Annotated in this window: 15 protein-coding genes; all 15 read left to right on the forward strand. The window is 53.3% G+C overall.

Annotated features, from left to right (window positions below; translation table 11 throughout):
* The first annotated feature begins 183 nt into the window (after nucleotides 1-183).
* A complete protein-coding gene (gene rpsB, locus EKM90_RS03230) occupies nucleotides 184-978 on the forward strand; it encodes a 30S ribosomal protein S2 (protein WP_125579622.1) in 795 nt (264 codons plus the stop codon).
* A gap of 84 nt (nucleotides 979-1,062) precedes the next feature.
* Nucleotides 1,063-1,938: a translation elongation factor Ts gene (gene tsf / locus EKM90_RS03235; RefSeq protein ID WP_125579623.1), complete on the forward strand. Its 876-nt coding sequence runs from the start codon at nucleotides 1,063-1,065 to the stop codon at nucleotides 1,936-1,938.
* 150 nt (nucleotides 1,939-2,088) lie between these two features.
* On the forward strand, nucleotides 2,089-2,808 hold the full coding sequence (gene pyrH / locus EKM90_RS03240) for a UMP kinase (protein ID WP_125579624.1): 720 nt from the start codon (nucleotides 2,089-2,091) through the stop codon (nucleotides 2,806-2,808).
* 1 nt (nucleotide 2,809) lies between these two features.
* Nucleotides 2,810-3,367, forward strand: coding sequence for a ribosome recycling factor (gene frr / locus EKM90_RS03245; protein ID WP_125579625.1), 558 nt, complete (start codon nucleotides 2,810-2,812; stop codon nucleotides 3,365-3,367).
* A 144-nt stretch (nucleotides 3,368-3,511) separates the two neighbouring features.
* Entirely contained in the window at nucleotides 3,512-4,252 is a 741-nt protein-coding gene (locus EKM90_RS03250; protein ID WP_191987463.1) for an isoprenyl transferase, read from the forward strand.
* Nucleotides 4,253-4,276: 24 nt separating this feature from the next.
* The gene (locus tag EKM90_RS03255; protein ID WP_125579626.1) at nucleotides 4,277-5,071 is read left to right on the forward strand and encodes a phosphatidate cytidylyltransferase; all 795 of its coding nucleotides are present in this window, start codon (nucleotides 4,277-4,279) and stop codon (nucleotides 5,069-5,071) included.
* 18 nt (nucleotides 5,072-5,089) lie between these two features.
* Entirely contained in the window at nucleotides 5,090-6,331 is a 1,242-nt protein-coding gene (gene rseP / locus EKM90_RS03260) for an RIP metalloprotease RseP (RefSeq protein ID WP_125579627.1), read from the forward strand.
* A gap of 27 nt (nucleotides 6,332-6,358) precedes the next feature.
* A complete protein-coding gene (locus EKM90_RS03265; RefSeq protein WP_125579628.1) occupies nucleotides 6,359-8,065 on the forward strand; it encodes a proline--tRNA ligase in 1,707 nt (568 codons plus the stop codon).
* A 129-nt stretch (nucleotides 8,066-8,194) separates the two neighbouring features.
* Entirely contained in the window at nucleotides 8,195-12,526 is a 4,332-nt protein-coding gene (locus EKM90_RS03270) for a PolC-type DNA polymerase III (RefSeq protein WP_125579629.1), read from the forward strand.
* 623 nt (nucleotides 12,527-13,149) lie between these two features.
* The gene (gene rimP / locus EKM90_RS03275) at nucleotides 13,150-13,623 is read left to right on the forward strand and encodes a ribosome maturation factor RimP (RefSeq protein ID WP_125579630.1); all 474 of its coding nucleotides are present in this window, start codon (nucleotides 13,150-13,152) and stop codon (nucleotides 13,621-13,623) included.
* 36 nt (nucleotides 13,624-13,659) lie between these two features.
* A complete protein-coding gene (gene nusA / locus EKM90_RS03280) occupies nucleotides 13,660-14,802 on the forward strand; it encodes a transcription termination factor NusA (protein WP_125579631.1) in 1,143 nt (380 codons plus the stop codon).
* Nucleotides 14,803-14,813: 11 nt separating this feature from the next.
* A complete protein-coding gene (gene rnpM / locus EKM90_RS03285) occupies nucleotides 14,814-15,113 on the forward strand; it encodes an RNase P modulator RnpM (protein WP_125579632.1) in 300 nt (99 codons plus the stop codon).
* A complete protein-coding gene (locus tag EKM90_RS03290) occupies nucleotides 15,110-15,409 on the forward strand; it encodes a YlxQ-related RNA-binding protein (protein ID WP_125579633.1) in 300 nt (99 codons plus the stop codon). The genes rnpM and EKM90_RS03290 overlap by 4 nt, the downstream gene beginning before the upstream one ends.
* Before the next feature lie 23 nt (nucleotides 15,410-15,432).
* Nucleotides 15,433-18,243 (forward strand): translation initiation factor IF-2, encoded by a 2,811-nt coding sequence (gene infB / locus EKM90_RS03295; protein WP_125579634.1) that lies wholly within the window; start codon nucleotides 15,433-15,435, stop codon nucleotides 18,241-18,243.
* Nucleotides 18,244-18,270: 27 nt separating this feature from the next.
* Nucleotides 18,271-18,624, forward strand: a complete 354-nt coding sequence (gene rbfA, locus EKM90_RS03300; protein ID WP_125579635.1) for a 30S ribosome-binding factor RbfA — start codon at nucleotides 18,271-18,273, stop codon at nucleotides 18,622-18,624.
* Nucleotides 18,625-19,102 lie beyond the last annotated feature (478 nt).

Consider the following 19,102-nt stretch of genomic DNA (forward strand, 5'->3'; position numbering starts at 1 on the left):
TCTGCGGAGGCTGCCCTGCCCGGCCGTTAAAGTATTTGCATAAACAGAAGTATTTCTGTATAATCATTTGAGTGTGAAAAGCACAAACCACATCAAGGTAAGATTGTCGCCCCGGTGCTTCGGGAGAAGTGGGGCGGCGAGTCGACGACCTTGAGAGGAATAAAACCATATGGAGGACTACACATGTCTGTATTAAGCATGAAACAACTGCTTGAAGCTGGTGTCCACTTCGGTCACCAGACTCGTCGCTGGAACCCAAAGATGAAGCCATTCATCTTCACCGAACGGAACGGTATCTACATCATCGATCTGCAAAAGACCGTTAAGATGATTGACGACGCCTACAACTTCGTCAAGGACGAAGCTGCTGACGGCGGCGTATTCCTGTTCGTTGGGACCAAGAAGCAGGCCCAAGATGCGATTGCTGAAGAATCAACTCGCGCCGGCCAGTACTACGTTAACCACCGTTGGCTCGGTGGGACCTTGACCAACTGGAACACCATCCAGACCCGGATCAAGCGCCTCAAGGACATCAAGAAGATGGCCACTGACGGCACCTTCGACAAGCTGCCTAAGAAAGAAGTTTCCTTGCTGAAGAAGCAGCAAGAAAAGCTGACCAAGTTCTTGGGTGGGATTGAAGACATGCCTCGCATCCCAGATGTTATCTTCATCGTTGACCCTCGCAAGGAAAAGATTGCCGTTCAGGAAGCACAAAAGCTGAACATTCCAATCGTGGCGATGGTTGATACCAACTCCGATCCAGATGACATCGACGTCATCATCCCATCAAACGATGACGCGATTCGCGCCGTTCGTCTGATTACCGCCAAGATGGCCGATGCCATCATCGAAGGCAACCAGGGTGAAGACCAAGACGACCAGCAAGACGTTCAGGCACCAGCTGAAGACGCCAAAGCTGACTCGATCGAAGACATTGTTGAAGCCGTTGAAGGCGACAACGATACCCAAGCAAAATAATAAATAAGTAAGACTCAGTCGTCTGTGCTTTGCAGCAAATGCAGGCGCAGGCGACTTTTTTAGACAAAACAAGGAGGAACTACAATGGCGATTACTGCTAAACAAGTCAAGGAACTACGCGACCGCACTCAAGTTGGGATGATGGACGCCAAAAAAGCACTGGTGGCGGCTGATGGTGACATGGAAAAGGCCATCGACGTCCTGCGCGAAAAAGGGTTGGCGAAAGCGGCGAAGAAGAGCGGCAACATTGCGGCTGAAGGTTTGACGGCCATTACCGTTGACGGTAACACTGCTGCTATCATCGAAGTGAACTCCGAAACCGACTTTGTGGCTAGCAACGATAAGTTCCAAAACTTTGTTCAAGCAGCCGGTGCTGCTATTGTTGCCGGCAAGCCAGCTGACCTGACTGCCGCATTGGCCCTGGATGTTGACGGCCAGAGCTTGGATGATGCCGCTAAGGCGTTGACCGCTGTTATTGGTGAAAAGATCGACCTGCGTCGGTTCACCGTTGTGGAAAAAGAAGATGGCGACCACTTCGGCGCGTACCTGCACAATGGTGGCCAAATTGCCGCTTTGGTGACTTTGGCTGGCGGCGATGACGAAACCGCGCGCGACATTGCGATGCACGTGGCGGCTATCAACCCAACTTACCTCGACCGGAGCGAAGTACCAGCTGATGAACTGAAGAAGCAAACCGACATCTTCACCAAGGAAACGCTTGATGAAGGCAAGCCTGAGAAGATTGTTCCACGCATCGTTGAAGGCCGGGTTAACAAATGGCTGAGCGAAAGCTCCCTGGTTGATCAGGAATATGTCAAGGACCCAGACCAAACGGTTGCCCAATTTGCCAAGAGCAAAGGCGCTACCGTGAAGGGCTTTGTCCGTTATGAAGTCGGCGAAGGGATCGAAAAGAAGCAAGATAACTTTGTCGATGAAGTGATGGGTCAAATCAAAGACTAAGGCTTAACTTAAGGCAGCTTCCCCGCAAGAGGAGGCTGCTTTTTGCTAGGGCGTAGGTAGTCAAGATTTTGATAATTCCCCCGGCGAAAGCCCAGCGGTGGGGTTGAATATGGTAAACTAATACCAGCAAATAAGAAGGGACAATTCATCATGATCAAATATAAACGCATTGTACTGAAGGTGAGCGGTGAAGCCTTAGGCGGCGCGAACGGCTTTGGCATTCAGCCCCCAGTGATCAAATTGATTGCTGAACAGATTAAACAAGTCCACGAACTTGGCGTACAGATTGCCATCGTCTGCGGCGGCGGCAACATCTGGCGTGGCGAAACCGGCGCACAGATGGGCATGGAGCGCGCGCAGGCCGACTACATGGGCATGCTGGCAACGGTGATGAACGGCTTGGCGCTGCAGGATAGCCTGGAAAACCTGGGCGTCCCAACGCGGGTGCAAACCTCCATCGAAATGCGCCAAATCGCTGAACCTTACATCCGGCGGAAGGCCGTGCGGCATCTGGAAAAAGGCCGCGTTGTGATTTTTGCTGGCGGCACTGGGAACCCGTACTTCAGCACAGATACCACCGCGGCTTTGCGCGCTGCCGAAATCGATGCCGATGTGATCTTGATGGCCAAAAATGGGGTCGATGGCGTCTACTCTGCTGATCCCAACAAGGATGCTTCGGCGGTGAAGTTTGAAGAATTGACCCATATGGACATCATCAATAAAGATTTACATGTCATGGATTCCACGGCTAGCACGCTGTCGATGGACAATGACATTCCGCTGGTCGTTTTCAACCTGAACGATCCGGACAACATCAAGAAGGTCGTTGAAGGTGAAAACATCGGGACGACCATTAAAGGGAGAGAATAACATGGCCAATCCAATCATTGCTGAAGCGGAAACGCAAATGAAGAAGACTGAAGAGGCACTGGGCCGCCAGCTGGGCAATATTCGGGCCGGCCGGGCCAATGCCAGCTTACTCAACCGCATCACGGTGAGTTACTACGGCGCTGATACGCCGCTGAACCAAATTGCCGCTATCACGGTGCCAGAAGCCCGGGTGCTGTTGATTACGCCATACGACAAAACCGCGCTGAAGGACATTGAGGCCGCACTGAATGCCAGCGACCTTGGGATTAACCCGGCCAATGACGGTAACGCCATTCGCTTAGTGGTGCCACAACTCACTGGGGAACGCCGGCAAGAAATTGCCAAAGAAGTCGGCAAGTACGAAGAAGAAGCAAAAATCGCGATTCGCAATGTCCGGCGCGACGCCTTGGACAAGCTCAAGAAGCAGGAAAAGGCCAGCGAAATCACGGAAGACGATTTGCACCGCGACGAAAAGGCCGTTCAAAAGGTGACTGATGCCTCAGCCAAGCGGCTTGAAGCAATCGCCGCAGAAAAAGAAGCCGAAATCAAAGAAGGCTGATTGCCTTCGGCTGGCCAGCGCGCTCCTATTTTTGGAGGCCGCCTGGTCAGCTTTTTGATTGGGCGGCGGGCGTTGCTGTTTAAACCGCCTGATTTCTGCTACAATCAATAAGACTATAAGCGTTTGGGAACAGGAGGATTCAGTGTGGCAGAGTTAGCGCATGCGTTAGACCCGGCGCGGATACCCGCCCATGTCGCCATTATCATGGATGGCAACGGGCGATGGGCCAAACACCGCCATTTACCGCGAGTGGCCGGCCATAAGCAAGGCATGGAAACCGTTAAAACCATCACCAAAGCGGCCAGTCGCCTCGGGGTGAAGGCTTTGACGTTATACGCCTTTTCTACTGAAAATTGGAAACGGCCGACCAGCGAAGTCAGTTATCTGATGCGGCTGCCGGTGGATTTCTTCGGCACCTTTATGCCAGAACTGATTGAAGAAAACGTGCGCGTCATGGTGATGGGCGAACTGGCGGCACTGCCAGCCAAAACCCAGCAAGCCGCCCGCGATGCGATGGCAGATACCGCGGCGAATACCGGTATGATTTTGAATTTTGCCTTGAACTATGGCGGCCGCGACGAATTGATTCAGGCCACCCAGACGATTGCGGCGGAAGCAGCGGCCGGCGAGCTCGAACCCAGCACGATTGATGCGCAAACCATCGCTGACCATCTGATGACGCACCCCTTAGGTGAGCTAGCTGATCCGGATCTGTTGATTAGAACCAGCGGGGAAGAACGCATCTCGAATTTCCTGCTGTGGCAGTTGGCATACAGCGAACTCGTCTTTACCGATACGTTCTGGCCTGATTTCACCGCTGCGACGCTGCAGGCTTGCATTGCCGACTATCAAGGTCGGGATCGGCGCTTTGGCGGACTCAAATAAGCGAAACATGGAGGGTTATCTTTAATGAAACAGCGAATCATTACCGCGGTCGTCGCGTTGGCGATTTTTATTCCGATTTTGATTTTAGGCGGGATCTGGCTTGAAATTGCCGGGTCAGCCTTGGCCTTGGTGGCCTTATCGGAAGTCTTTATCATGCGCAAACGCATTATCGTTTCGTTTGATTTCCTGATTTCGGCCATCGGGATTTTAGCGGTGACCTTGCCGGACAACATGATGGCTTGGGTGCCAAGCTTCATTTCGCGGCTGGATATCGTCTATGTGGTGGTGGTGCTCCTGTTGCTGCACACCGTGGCCAGCAAAAACCGGGTCACCTATGATGACGTGGCGGTGTCGACCTTGTCGATTTTCTATATTGGTACCGGGTTTCATTATTTGATTGCGGTTCGCAACAGCCCAGCTGGCGGCTTAGATACCTTGCTGTTTGCCATGATCATTGTGTGGCTCACTGATTCCGGGGCTTACTTTGTCGGCCGCGCCTTGGGCAAACATAAATTGTGGCCTGCCATCAGTCCCAATAAAACTTGGGAAGGCAGCATTGGCGGTAATGTGGTGGCCTTGATTTTTGCCGCCATTTACCTGCAATTCTTCCCGCAAGCGTATGGCTTCTGGCCAATGATGGGGATTGCTTTGGTGCTGTCGATTATTGGCTCCCTCGGTGATTTGATCGAATCCGCCCTCAAACGCTTCTATGGCGTCAAAGACTCCGGTAAGATTTTACCAGGCCATGGCGGCATCCTCGATCGTTTTGATAGCTTGCTGCTGGTGCTGCCGATGATTCACTTCTTCGGTATTTTGTAAGCCGGAAAGGAACGATTCATGACTACCATCATTCAATTTTTGATCGTTTTTGTCATCCTAGTGCTGGTCCATGAATTCGGACATTTCATTTTTGCTAAATGGTCCGGGATTTTGGTGCGCGAGTTTTCCATCGGCATGGGCCCCAAGCTGGTTGCCTGGCACCGCCACCACACCACCTACACGCTAAGGCTGCTGCCGTTGGGCGGGTACGTGCGGATGGCGGGTTGGCAAGACGAAGATGATGAAATCAAACCCGGCACGATGCTCGCCATTGAAACCAATGGGCAAGGCGTGGTCAGCCGCATCAACTTAAGCCAAAAAACCACCTTGCAAGGCGGGATTCCCGTGCAGGTCGATCATGTCGATTTGGTCCATGCCCTTGAAATCAGCGGTTATGCTAACGGCGATGAAAGTGAACTGAAGACCTGGCGGGTGGATCATGATGCCACCATCATCGAAGAAGATGGCACGGAAGTCGTGATTGCCCCGGAAGATGTGCAGTTTCAAAATGCCAAGTTGTGGAAACGGATGCTGGTCAATTTTGCTGGGCCGTTGAACAACTTCCTGCTGGCAATTGTCGTGTTCATCGGCTTGGGGCTGGCCAACGGGGTCGCGGTTACCAACACGAATCAAATCGGTCAAATTCAGCCGAACTCCCCGGCCGCTGTCGCTGGTCTGAAAGCCAATTCACATCTTCAGACCATTGCCGGCCAAAAGGTCAAAGCCTTTGACGACATCGGCCCGATTTTGGCCAAACATAAAGAAGAGCCCATCAAGGTGGTGGCGATTAAGGCTGGTGTCACCCAGCATCTCACCATCACCCCAAGCAAGCAAGGCACCATCGGGGTGTATGCGGCCGTCAGTCACAATCCGCTCGGTGCCATCAAATATGGCTTCACCGCGAGTTGGGGGGTGGCCAGCTCCATTTTCCATGTGTTGGGGCAAATGGTCACCGGCCACTTCTCGCTGAATCAATTGGCGGGGCCGGTGGGCATCTACACGATGACCGCCTCGGCGGCCAAGGCCGGTATCGCGTCACTGGTGGTATTTTTGGCGGCGCTGAGTGTCAACTTAGGCATCATGAATTTAATTCCCATTCCAGTGCTGGATGGGGGCAAGCTGCTGCTGAATCTGATTGAACTGATTCGCCGCAAGCCGCTGAAACAAGAGCACGAAAGTATGGTGACGCTGATTGGGGCAGGCATCATGTTCGCCTTAATCATCGCCGTGACCATCAACGATATCATGCGCAGTTTTTAATCGAAATGCTTTGGAGGCAAAATGTTAATGAAACAATCACGAATGTTCATCCCGACGGTTAAAGAAGTACCCAGTACAGCAGAAGCCAAGTCGCACCAAATGATGCTGCGCTCTGGCTTTATTCGCCAAGTGGCGGCCGGCGCTTATGCCTATTTGCCGCTCGCTGACCGGGTGCTGGCCAAAATCGAAAAGGTCATCGATGCTGAAATGACCAAAATCGATGCCGTGAAAATGCGGATGCCAAGCCTCTTGCCAGCAGAATTGTGGCAAGAATCCGGCCGGTATGAAACTTACGGTCCAAATCTGTTCAAGCTGAAGGATCGCCATGATCGCGACTTCATTCTCGGCCCAACCCACGAAGAAACCTTCACTGATTTGGTCCGTAATGACCTGAACTCATACAAGAAGATGCCACTGGTTTTGTACCAAATCCAAACCAAGTATCGTGATGAGGATCGGCCACGTTATGGTTTGCTCCGGTCCCGGGAATTCATCATGGAAGATGTCTACTCTTTCACTGCGAACTTGGAAGACTTGGATACCATCTATAACCAGATGGAAAAAGCCTACACCAATATCTTTAACGAACTCGGCCTGGACTTCCGGGCTATTGTTGGGGATGGCGGGGCCATGGGCGGTAAAGATTCCAAGGAATTCTCTGCCATTGCGCCGATTGGGGAGGACACCATTGTGTATTCGGATGGCTCCGACTATGCGGCGAACCTCGAAATGGCCACCAGTATGACCGTGCCAACGCCTAGCCACGAAGACCTGGGCGAGTTGACCACGGTTGATACCAAGGACGCCAAAACCATTGCGGAAGTGGCTGAATTCCTGGCGATTCCTGCCAGCAAGCTGATCAAAGCAGTGCTGTTCATCGCCGACGAAAAGCCGGTGCTGGCTTTGGTCCGCGGCGACTACGACGTCAATGACGTCAAGCTCAAGAACCTGCTGAATGCTGACTTCTTAGAGATGGCGACGCCGGAGCAAGTTGAGCAGTACATGCACTGTGAAATCGGCAATATCGGGCCGGTGAACGTCGATGAGGACGTCTTAATCATCGCTGACAACAGCTTGACGGGCAGTGCCAATATGGTGGCTGGCGCCAATGCTGCCCACCAGCATCTGCAAAACGTCAACCTCGGCCGCGACTTCACGCCGGCCCAAACCGCCGACATTCGCTTTGTGACCGAAGGGGAGCTGTCCCCAGATGGCGAAGGGGTCTTGCACTTCACTAAAGGGATCGAAATCGGCCATATCTTCAAGCTAGGCACACGCTACACCGAAGCGATGGGGGCCAACTTCTTGGATGAAAACGGCCGCGCCAAGCCAATCATCATGGGTTCTTACGGCATCGGGGTGTCGCGTTTGCTGTCCGCGATTGCGGAACAAACCCTCGATGAACACGGGCTGGTTTGGCCGCGGGCCGTGGCGCCATTTGACGTCCATGTGGTGCCAGTTAACTTGAAGAAGCAAGACCAAGCCGATCTCACCGCGAAAATCACCAAGTTGCTGGAAGCAGCCGGGTATGAGGTGTTGGTCGACGATCGTAACGAACGCCCTGGGGTCAAATTTGCGGATGCGGATCTGATTGGCTTGCCAGTGCGCGTCACCGTCGGCAAGAAAGCCGCGGATGAAATCGTGGAACTCAAGCTCCGTAAATCCGGTGAAACGCTGGAAGTGAAAGCCGATGAGCTGACGGCTTCCTTAAAGATTTTGCTTGATCAAGCCTAAAGTGATGAGGGCGCCTGCATCGTTGTGATGCAGGCGTTTTTTGGTGGCTTAACCTGCAGTGATGGCGCCTTGTTCAATCGCTGGTTTCGGGTTACGATAGTTGCATGACAAAAAAGGAGTGTGGCCGATTTGGCACTATCGAAAGAGGAAATGTTTGCGAAGCTGGTCGAGCAGCTGCAATTGCCGCAGCAAATTAGCGAAGATGACAGTTTAGCCCACGCAAGCGTTGAAACGGTCACGGTGCATAGCCAAACCAAGCGCTATGACTTTACCCTGAATACCGACCAAGTGTTGCCTTATGCCATTTATGTCCAGCTTGAGGCGCATTTGACGGCGGCGTTCAAAGCCATCGCTCAAACCACCCTGCGCATCAACCCGCGCCAGGTGGACCTAGGCGCTGACAAGCTGTCCGCTTATTGGTCTTATGTCGTTGCCCATGCGCAGATTGAGTCCGCCATTGTGCAAGAAACTTGCATGCGCCAAACGCCGCAGTTTGAGGACGGTAAAATCACACTCACAGCGGAAAATGAACCGGTGCGAGGCTTTTTGATCAACCAAGGGCTAGGTAAGCTCACTGAAACCTACGCGCAAGTCGGTCTCCCTGGGGTGAACTTGGTGGCCCGGGTGGATGCTGGGGAAACCCAGGCCAAACTGGCTGCTTTTCAGGCCCAAAAAGCCGAACAAGCCGCGGCCTTGGCTAAGCGGGCGCAGGCGGTGGTGGCGCAACGTGAACAAGCACCAGCCGCTAGCACCGGCCCGATTCAGCTCGGCCGCAGCATGAAGGCCAGCGATGAACCGACCCAAATGGTGGCCATCACCCAGGAAGAGCGGTCAGTGGTCATCGAAGGTTATGTGTTTGATGCCGAGGTGCGGCAGCTGCGCTCCAAGCGGTCGCTTTTGATTTTCAAAGTGACCGACTACACCTCGAGTTTTGTCGTGAAAAAATTCAGTAATGACGCCGACGATGAGGCGGCGTTTGAACGCATTAAGCCGGGCCTTTGGCTACGCATTCGCGGCAGTGTCCAGGAAGATAACTACTCCCGCGAACTGACCGTAAACGCCCAAGCCATCGAAGAAGTGCATCACGCCGCGCCGCAAGATACCGCTGAGGGTGAGAAGCGCATCGAGTTGCATCTGCACACCAACATGAGCCAGATGGATGCCATGCCAAGTATTTCGGCTTATGTGGCGCGCGCCAAGGCCTGGGGCCACTCTGCCATTGCGGTGACCGACCATGCCGGCCTGCAAGCTTATCCAGAAGCGCATACTGCGGCGACCAAGGCCGGATTGAAAATGCTCTACGGCGTTGAGGTCAACTTGGTGGATGACGGGACCCCGGTGGCTTATCAAGCCGAAGCGCCGCGCGATTTGGAGTCAGACACTTATGTCGTGTTTGATATTGAAACCACCGGGCTGTCTGCCGTTTACGACAAAATCATCGAACTGGCCGCTGTGAAAATGAAAGACGGTAAGGTGATCGATAATTTCGAGGAAATGATCGACCCTGGGTTCGCGTTGTCGGAAACCACGATCAATTTGACCCATATCACGGATGAAATGGTGCGTGGCTCCAAATCTGAAGCTGATGTGCTGCATCTGTTCCGCCAGTTCTGTGAAGGCACCATCATGTGTGGCCATAACGTCACTTTCGACGTGGGCTTTTTGAACACGGCTTACCAACGGATGAATGAAGAAACCATTCAAAATCCGGTGATTGATACGCTGGAGCTCTCGCGGATGCTGCATCCGGAACGGAAGAATCATAAACTGGATACGTTGAGTAAGGCCTACAAAATTAGCCTGAATCATCACCACCGGGCCAACGCCGATGCTGAGGCGACCGGCTATTTGATGTATGCCTTGGAAAAAGAAGCCAAGAGCATGTATGGCATCACCAAGCTCAATGAACTGAACTCTCGCATTGGTGAAGACGATGCGTACAAGCAAAGCCGGCCAGTGCATGCGGTGATTATGGCCAAGACCCAAGCCGGGCTGAAGAACTTGTTCAAGCTCGTCTCGCTGTCGAACGTCAAGTACTACTACCGCCTCCCACGGGTGCCACGCAGCCAGCTCCAGAAGCTGCGCGAAGGACTGATGGTCGGCTCCGGTTGTGCTTCTGGCGAAGTCTTTGTGGCTGCCATGCAAAAAGGCTATGCCGAAGCTGCAGCGAAGGCCAAGTTCTACGACTACTTAGAGGTGCAGCCGCTGGCCAACTACCAGCCGTTGATCGAAGGCGGCTTGATTCAAGGCCAGGCGCATTTGCAAGAAATCATCAAGCAAATCATTAAAATCGGCCAGGAACAAGGCAAACCCGTGGTGGCCACAGGGGATGCGCATTATCTTGATCCCACCGACGCGATTTATCGCAAGATTTTGATTCACAGTCAAGGCGGGGCGAATCCGCTGAATCGCCATGAGCTGCCAGATGTGCATTTCCGCTCGACCCAAGAGATGCTGGATGCTTTTGCTTGGCTGAAGGACGACCAACTGGCGCATCACCTAGTCGTAGAGAACACGCACCAAGTGGCGGATATGATCGATGATGACATTACGCCAGTTAAAACCAAGCTCTACACGCCAGATATCCCCGGCGTGGAAGAACACCTGCAAAATGACGTGATGACGACGGCGCACCGGCTTTACGGCGATCCGCTGCCTGAAATTGTGCAGGCGCGGCTGGATAAAGAGCTCAAGAGCATCATCGGCAATGGGTTCTCGGTGATTTACAACATCGCCCAACAGCTGGTTTTAAAATCGAACAAAGACGGGTACTTGGTTGGTTCCCGTGGTTCCGTCGGTTCGAGTTTGGCCGCGACCATGTCTGGGATTACCGAAATCAATCCACTGCCGCCACATTACCGCTGCCCCGAGTGCCAGTACTCAGAATTCTTCACCAAAGGGGAGTACGGCTCCGGGTTTGACTTGCCTGACAAGCAGTGCCCCAAGTGTGGCGCCGAGCTAGCCAAAGACGGGCAGGATATTCCCTTTGAAACTTTCCTTGGGTTCCATGGCGACAAGGTGCCTGATATCGATCTGAACTTCTCTGGGGACTACCAACCAGTGGCCCATAACTACATCAAAGTGCGGTTCGGGGAAGATCACGCCTTCCGTGCCGGGACCATTGGCACCGTGGCGGATAAAACCGCTTATGGTTACGTCAAAGCCTACGAACGCGACACCGGGCAAATGCTGCGCGGTGCGGAAATTGACCGCTTGGCCAAAGGCGCCACTGGGGTGAAGCGCACCACGGGTCAGCATCCGGCCGGGATTTTGATTGTGCCGGCGGATATGGATATCTACGACTTTTCCCCGATTCAGTACCCGGCCGATGATCAAACCGCGGCTTGGAAAACCACCCACTTTGATTTCCACTCGATTCACGACAATATTTTGAAAATGGATGTGCTGGGTCATGATGACCCGACCATGATTCGTATGCTGCAAGATCTCTCTGGGGTCGATCCAAAGTCGATTCCTATGGACGACCCTGGCGTCATGTCCCTGTTTTCCAGTCCGGAAGTCCTAGGCGTAACCGAAGAGCAGATCAACTCGAAAACCGGGACGCTGGGCGTGCCTGAATTCGGGACCCGCTTTGTGCGGGGGATGCTGGAAGAAACGCATCCGAAGAAATTCTCTGAACTCCTGCAGATTTCCGGCTTGTCTCACGGGACGGATGTGTGGTTGGGCAACGCCGAAGAGCTGATTCAACAGGGCAAAGTCACCATTAAAGAAGTAATCGGTTGTCGTGATAACATCATGATGGACTTGATTCACTGGGGAATGGATGACTCCATGGCCTTCAACATCATGGAGCACGTGCGTAAAGGCCGTGGGATTCCTGACGACTGGCAGCAGGCGATGCGGGACAATCCCAATGTGCCAGACTGGTACATTGATTCCTGCCTGAAAATTAAGTACATGTTCCCGAAGGCCCACGCGGCCGCGTATGACCTGATGGGGCTGCGCATTGCGTGGTTCAAAGTGTACTTCCCGCTGGTGTACTACGCTTCCTACTTCTCTGTCCGCGCCGAAGATTTCGACCTGGTGGCGATGAGCCATGGCAAAGAAGCCACCAAAGCTGCCATCAAAGCCATTACGGATCAAGGCAACGACGCCTCGGCGAAGGAAAAGAGTCTGCTGACGATTTTGGAACTGGCGAACGAGTGTCTGGAACGCGGGTTCAAAATCAAAATGGTCGACATCAACCACTCCGATGCGCATGATTTTCTGATTGTGGATGATCACACCTTGCTCGCACCATTCCGTGCCGTGCCAGGCTTGGGCGATAACGTTGCGAAGCAAATCGTGTCAGCCCGGGAGGAAAAGCCATTTTTGTCGAAGGAAGATCTCGCCAACCGCGGCAAGGTTTCCAAGACGTTGATCGATTACATGACTGAAAACCACGTGCTAGATGATTTGCCGGATGAAAACCAGCTGTCCTTGTTCGACAACCTGTTCTAACCTATTGCCGTTCGGTGGAGGGCTCCGCTTGGGGCGCAAGGCCTGCGGTGCGGCCGGTTGGAGCCATAGAGCGGTCTCCAACCTAGTTGTGAAGCCGCAGTCGCTGCGCTCCATTGCGTCTTCCAAACTGCCGCGAAAATTAGCCTTTAGCCTGCAAAGTGCGCAGGTTAAAGGCTAATTTTCGTTTCACGGCGGGCCTCGCGCCCCAAGCTCCGCCCCCGTAGTGGCAAAATAGGCGTAACGGCGAGATAGATGGAATGGGTTTTACTCAACATCTTGTTAGTCAAAATCCAAAACGTCCGAGTCAAATAGCTAACTTAGCGTTTGATGACGAGTAGGAAAATGTGAATGTACCGCTACCTGGGTGATTGATCTGTTATCTAGCGGGTGCGAGTGGGGTGCCACCCCGCTCACACTCGCGTCCCGTCCCACTAAGCCCCAATAGCAATCACGTTTGCAAAAAGGCCTATTCTATGGTAAGTTACATCTAGTAGTTAAATCCTTTGAAAAGGAGTGAGCAGAGATGCTCACTCTTTTTCTTGGAAAGTAGGCGTCAGGCTGCCTAAGCCTAGCGCCTTAGGCTAGGTAGTAGTACGCACAAACAACCAAAAGGGGGGAAAGACTTGAGCACGGTTGTCGATACAGTGAAAACGCTCGTTGATCCAATTTTAGAGGCAAACCATTTTGAGCTGAGCGATATCGAGTTCGTCAAGGAAGGCGGCAGCTGGTACTTGCGGGTCTATATTGATAAGCCAGGCGGCATCACATTGAATGAATGCGTGGCGGTGTCAGAAAGCTTGTCAGAGCAACTTGATGCGATGGACCCTGACCCGATTCCACAGGCCTATTTCTTGGAGGTTTCCTCACCAGGCGCAGAACGCCCGCTCAAATCTGAGCAGGATTTTGAAAATGCCATCGGTGAGTATATTCATATCTCACTGTTTCAAAAGCTCGAGGGTAAAAAAGTGTTCGAAGGCACTTTGAAAGCTTTAACCGCCACTGAGCTGACGTTAACGTTGAAGGACAAGGCGCGCCGGTTTGACCAAGTGTTTGACCGCGCCAGCATTGCCAACGCCCGGTTAGCGATTGAATTTTAATCCGGCGGTTTGCCGCCTGGTAAAGGAAGGATCAACATGTCAAAGGAAATGATTGAAGCGCTTGACGCCCTTGAAACTGAAAAAGGAGTCAAAAAGGAAGTTGTGATCGACGCGTTGGAAGACGCCTTGGCCTCAGCTTACAAGCGCAATTACAACCAGGCCCAGAATGTGGATGTTGAGTTTGACGCCAAAAAAGGCGACATTCATGTTTATGCGGTCAAGGAAGTGACTGAAGAAGTCTTCGACTCTCGGCTGGAAGTCAGCCTCAAGGAAGCTTTGAGTATCAACAAGGCTTACGAAGTCGGCGATAACATTAAGTTTGAAGTGACCCCTAAAGATTTTGGCCGGATTGCGGCCCAAACCGCTAAGCAGGTCATTATGCAGCGGGTGCGCGAAGCAGAACGCGGCATTATCTACGACGAATACTCTCAGTATGAAAATGAAATCATGACTGGGGAAGTGGAGCGCCGCGATAACAAGTTCATCTATGTGAACCTCGGCAAAATCGAAGCGGTCCTCGGCCGCCAAGACCAAATGCCGAATGAACAATATGAACCCCATGACCGCATCAAGGTGTTCGTGACGAAGGTGGAAAACACCAGCAAGGGCCCGCAAGTCTTTGTTAGTCGCACCAACCCTGGTTTGGTCAAGCGCCTGTTTGAACAAGAAGTGCCGGAAATTTTTGATGGCACGGTCGAAATCGCTGGCATCGCGCGTGAAGCGGGCGACCGCACCAAAATTGCGGTGCGCTCGACGAACCCCTCTGTTGACCCAGTCGGCACCACCGTCGGGCCACGCGGGGCGCGGGTGCAAGCCGTGGTGAATGAACTGTCCGGCGAAAACATGGATGTCGTTCAATTCGAAGAAGACCCGGTTGATTACATTGCTAACGCCTTGAACCCAGCCCAAGTGATTGCGGTGCAGTTCAACGACGAAGACAACGATCGTTCTTGCACGGTCATTGTGCCAGATCACCAATTGTCTTTGGCCATTGGTAAAAAGGGTCAAAACGCCCGGCTGGCGGCTAAACTCACCGGCTACAAGATCGACATCAAGGCCGAATCCGACGTTGAGTTTGTCGATGATGAAGAACTCGAAGAAAACGACGAAGCCTTAGAAGAAGCAACCGTTGACTTGCCTGATGATGATCAAGCAGCGTCTGATTCGGCTGCTGAATAGGAGGCCGTCGCATGAAGAAACGGAAAATCCCGATGCGCAAGGATCTCTTGTCGGGCGAAATGTTTCCGAAGAAATCCCTGGTGCGCATTGTGAAGCAACAAGATAACACTGTTGCCATCGATCCCACTGGTAAAGCAGCCGGTCGCGGCGCCTATGTCGCGCTCGATCCAGCCGCTGTTCAAAAAGCAAAAAAGAAGCAACTGATCGAAAAAGCCTTTAGCATCAAGATTGATCCCAGCTTTTACGATGAGTTGTTCGCCTATGTTGACCATCAAAAGGCTCGTCAGGAGCTTTTCGGCGATCAAGCATGAATAAGCAGCAAGCGTTAAACTTGCTGGGGCTCGCAAAGCGCGCCGGCCGCCTGATCACAGGCGAAGGGTTCGTCCTCGGTGCCATCCGCGACCAAAGCGCCAAACTGGTGCTGGTTGCTAGCGATGCCTCAGCGAATACCCGGAAAAAGTTTTCCGATAAAAGTGACTTCTATGCAGTGCCCATTTCCTTTGCCCTCAGTGCTGAGGAACTGACTGATGCCATTGGTAGTCAGCGGTCGCTGATTGCCGTTCAAGATAACGGCTTTGCCAAGAAGTTACTGAAGCTGCTCACCTAAAAATTAACAGGGAGCGTGAAGAAATGGGCAAACAACGAGTATATGAATTTGCCAAAGCAATCGGGGTACCAAGCAAAACGGTGATTGACACCGCTAAGCAGCAAGGTATCGAATTAAAAAATCACATGTCGACGCTTGATGAAGGTCAGGAAAAGACGCTGCGCAGCGCGTTAGGCAAAACGGAGGCCCCCGCGGCTGCCAAGCCTGCCGCAAAAGCCGCTGCTAAACCGGCCGCACCAACGAAGCCTGCTGCCAAGCCAGCCGAAGCTAAGGCTGAAGCAAAAGCGGCTGCCGCTGAGCCAGAATCAGCTAAGCCAGCTGTTGTAAAGCCCGCCACTGAAGCAAAGCCAGCCGAGGCCAAAAAAGCGGCGCCTGGCACGCACCACATGCCGCAAAAAACCGCTGATGGCAAAACGCTGATCAGCAAGTCCGCGATTCGCCGGCCGCATAACACGCAGGCCAACAACCGCAGCAAAGGCCGCTTCGGTCAAGATGACCGGCGCAGCCAAGGCCAAGGCACGCAGGGCAATCGCCCCGCTGGCCGTCAGCAAAATCGGCCGCAAGATCAGCGCAATCCGCGTAGCAATGACCAGCGTAGCGACAATCGCAATGGTCGCCGTGACGATCGCCGCGGTGACAATCGCTTCATGAACCGGACGACCAGCCCAATGCCGCGCGCCGGGCGCGCTACGCAGGCAAACGGCAATCCGCGGCCAGTCGCAGGGAATGATGAGAAATTCATCAAACAGTTAACGGCCAAGAAGGAACGCGAAAAGGCGCAACAGGCGCAAGCCCGTGAAGCTGAAAAAGTCGCCGAAAAGCTGGTGGCTGAACAAACTCGGCCAGTGGCACCAACACCAGCGCCAACGCCGGCCAAGCCGGCAGAAACACGCCGCAACGAGCGGCCAAGTGCGAACAGTCGGCCTGCACGCAATAACAGCAACCAAGGCCGCGGCCGCTTTGATAACAACCGGGGCGGTTTTGGGAATAACAACCGGCGCAATAAGCGTAAGAACAAGCGCCAGATTCAAAGTCAGCCGAAGAAAGAAATGCCACAGCGCAAGGAGCGGCCATTGCCAGAAAAACTTGTTTACACTGTTGGGATGAATGCGCAGGATCTGGGCAAGATTTTGCACCGCGAACCCGCAGAAATCATCAAAAAGTTGTTCATGCTCGGTATTATGGTGAACCAGAACCAGAGCTTGGATAAAGATACCATCGAACTGGTCGCCACCGACTACGGCATCGACGCTGAAGAGAAGGTTCAAGAAGACATCACTGACTTGGATAAGATGTTCCAAGAAGAAGTCGACAACAAGGCCACTCAGACGCCGCGGCCACCAGTGGTGACCATCATGGGGCACGTTGACCATGGTAAAACAACCCTGCTGGACAAGTTGCGCCACACGCATGTGACTGCCGGTGAAGCCGGTGGGATCACGCAGCACATTGGGGCCTACCAAGTCCGGCTCAATGATCGCCTGATCACGTTCCTGGATACGCCTGGGCACGCGGCCTTCACCAACATGCGGGCGCGCGGGGCAGATATCACTGATATCATCGTCCTCGTCGTCGCCGCGGATGATGGCGTGATGCCTCAGACCATCGAAGCGATTAACCACGCCAAAGCGGCCAATGCGCCAATCATTGTCGCGGTTAACAAAATCGATAAGCCAGGCGCCAACCCGCAGCACGTGACCGAACAGTTGATGAAATATGAGCTGATTCCAGAAGAATATGGTGGCGACACGATTTTCGTCAACATTTCCGCGAAGTTCGGCAAGAACATCGACGAACTGCTCGAAATGATTCTGCTGGAAGCTGACGTCTTGGAACTCAAGGCCAACAAGGACCAAAAGGCTATTGGGACCGTCATCGAAGCCCGGCTGGATAAAGGTCGTGGCCCAGTGTCCACCGTGCTAGTTCAAGAAGGCACTCTGCGCGTCGGCGATCCTGTCGTTGTCGGGAACACTTTCGGCCGCATCCGGACCATGACCAACGATCATGGCCGCCGCGTCAAGGAAGCTTTGCCATCCATGCCAGTGGAAATCACCGGTTTGAATGACGTGCCGCAATCCGCCGATAAGTTTGTCGTCTTTGACGATGAAAAGACCGCCCGGGCCGCCGGCGAAAAGCGGGCGCAACAAGCGCAAGACCGTGAACGTCAGCAGACGCATCACGTCACGCTGGATAACCTGTTTGAAACCATGAAGGAAGGTCAACTCAAGGAAGTTGACGTCATCATCAAGGCGGATGTGCAGGGTTCGGTTGAAGCTTTGGCTGGCAGTCTGCAGAAGATTGAAGTCGAAGGCGTTCGCGTCAACATCATTCACCAAGCTGTTGGTGCCATCAACGAAAGCGATGTGACCCTGGCTTCTGCCTCTAACGCGGTCATCATTGGCTTCAATGTGCGCCCAACGCCGCAAGCGAAGCTGCAAGCCGACGCCGAAGACGTTGACATTCGCTTGCACCGCGTTATCTACAAGGCGATTGAAGAAGTTGAAGCAGCGATGAAGGGCATGCTCGAACCGACCTACGAAGAAAAGGTGACTGGCTCAATCACCGTGCGCGAAACCATTCCTGTTTCCAAGATTGGGACCGTTGTGGGTGGCTTTGTCGACACCGGCTTCATTCGCCGCGACTCCAAGGTCCGCCTGATTCGCGATGGCATCGTGATTTACGAAGGCGAACTGGGCTCGCTGCGTCGCTTCAAGGATGACGTGAAGGAAGTCCGCCAAGGCTTCGAACTGGGTCTGACGATTGATGGTTACAATGACATCAAGGTTGATGATCAAATCGAAGCTTACACGATGGAAGAAGTCCCAGTGAAGTAGGAATTCAGACCATCAAAGGAGCAGCCTATGAAGCATCGAATTGGCCGCGTCGAAACGCAGATTCAGCGCGAAGTCGATGATATCTTGCTCAAAGATGTCAACGATCCGCGGGTCAAAGGCGTCACCATTACCGGCGTGAAGTTAACCGGTGACCTTCAGCAGGCCACGGTTTACTTCAGCGTTTGGAGCGATGATGAAAAGGCCTTGGCCGACGCGCAAGCCGGCTTGGATAAAGCCAAAGGTTTGATTCGTAGCGAAGTTGGTCAGCGCATTAAATTGTTCAAGGTGCCAACCTTGACCTTCACGCACGATGCCTCTGTTCAATACGGGGCACATATCGATCAACTCCTCAACGAAGTCAAAAAAGACGGCCTCGAATAGCCGTCATTGCACCTCCGAACTGATCTGGTTCGGAGGTTTTTTTGTTTTGACGTTTTGGCCCGCGGGGCAGGTCGGTGTGGTGCCGGGGCGCAATGGTCCGGCTGCGGGGGCCGGCTGAAGCCAAAGGGCGGTCTCCAGCCTCAACGGTGAGCCAGCATCGCGCTGCCGCGCTCAACGCTGTCTCATCGTTGCCCCCGGTCAGCACAGGAGCAGCCTGCAAAAAACGCAGTCTCCTCGTGTGCTGACCGTTTCGCGGCCCGACCGCCGCGCCCCTCTGCCACCCCGACCTGTCCCGCTAGAGAAAGGTAGCCGTTTCTTTGATCTCAGCAATAGGAATGGTTAGCTACCTCTGGACCTAATTTGGCCGCCATTTGTGAGTATATTCATTTATTGTCCGCGTGACAGTAGGTCTGTTGATAGACGTTACTGTTATCGAGCAGGATTGGTGGTGGTGCGCGGAGCTTGGCGGGGGTCTGGC

The organism is Lacticaseibacillus suibinensis (assembly GCF_003946175.1).
In the GTDB taxonomy this organism is placed as follows: domain Bacteria; phylum Bacillota; class Bacilli; order Lactobacillales; family Lactobacillaceae; genus Lacticaseibacillus; species Lacticaseibacillus suibinensis.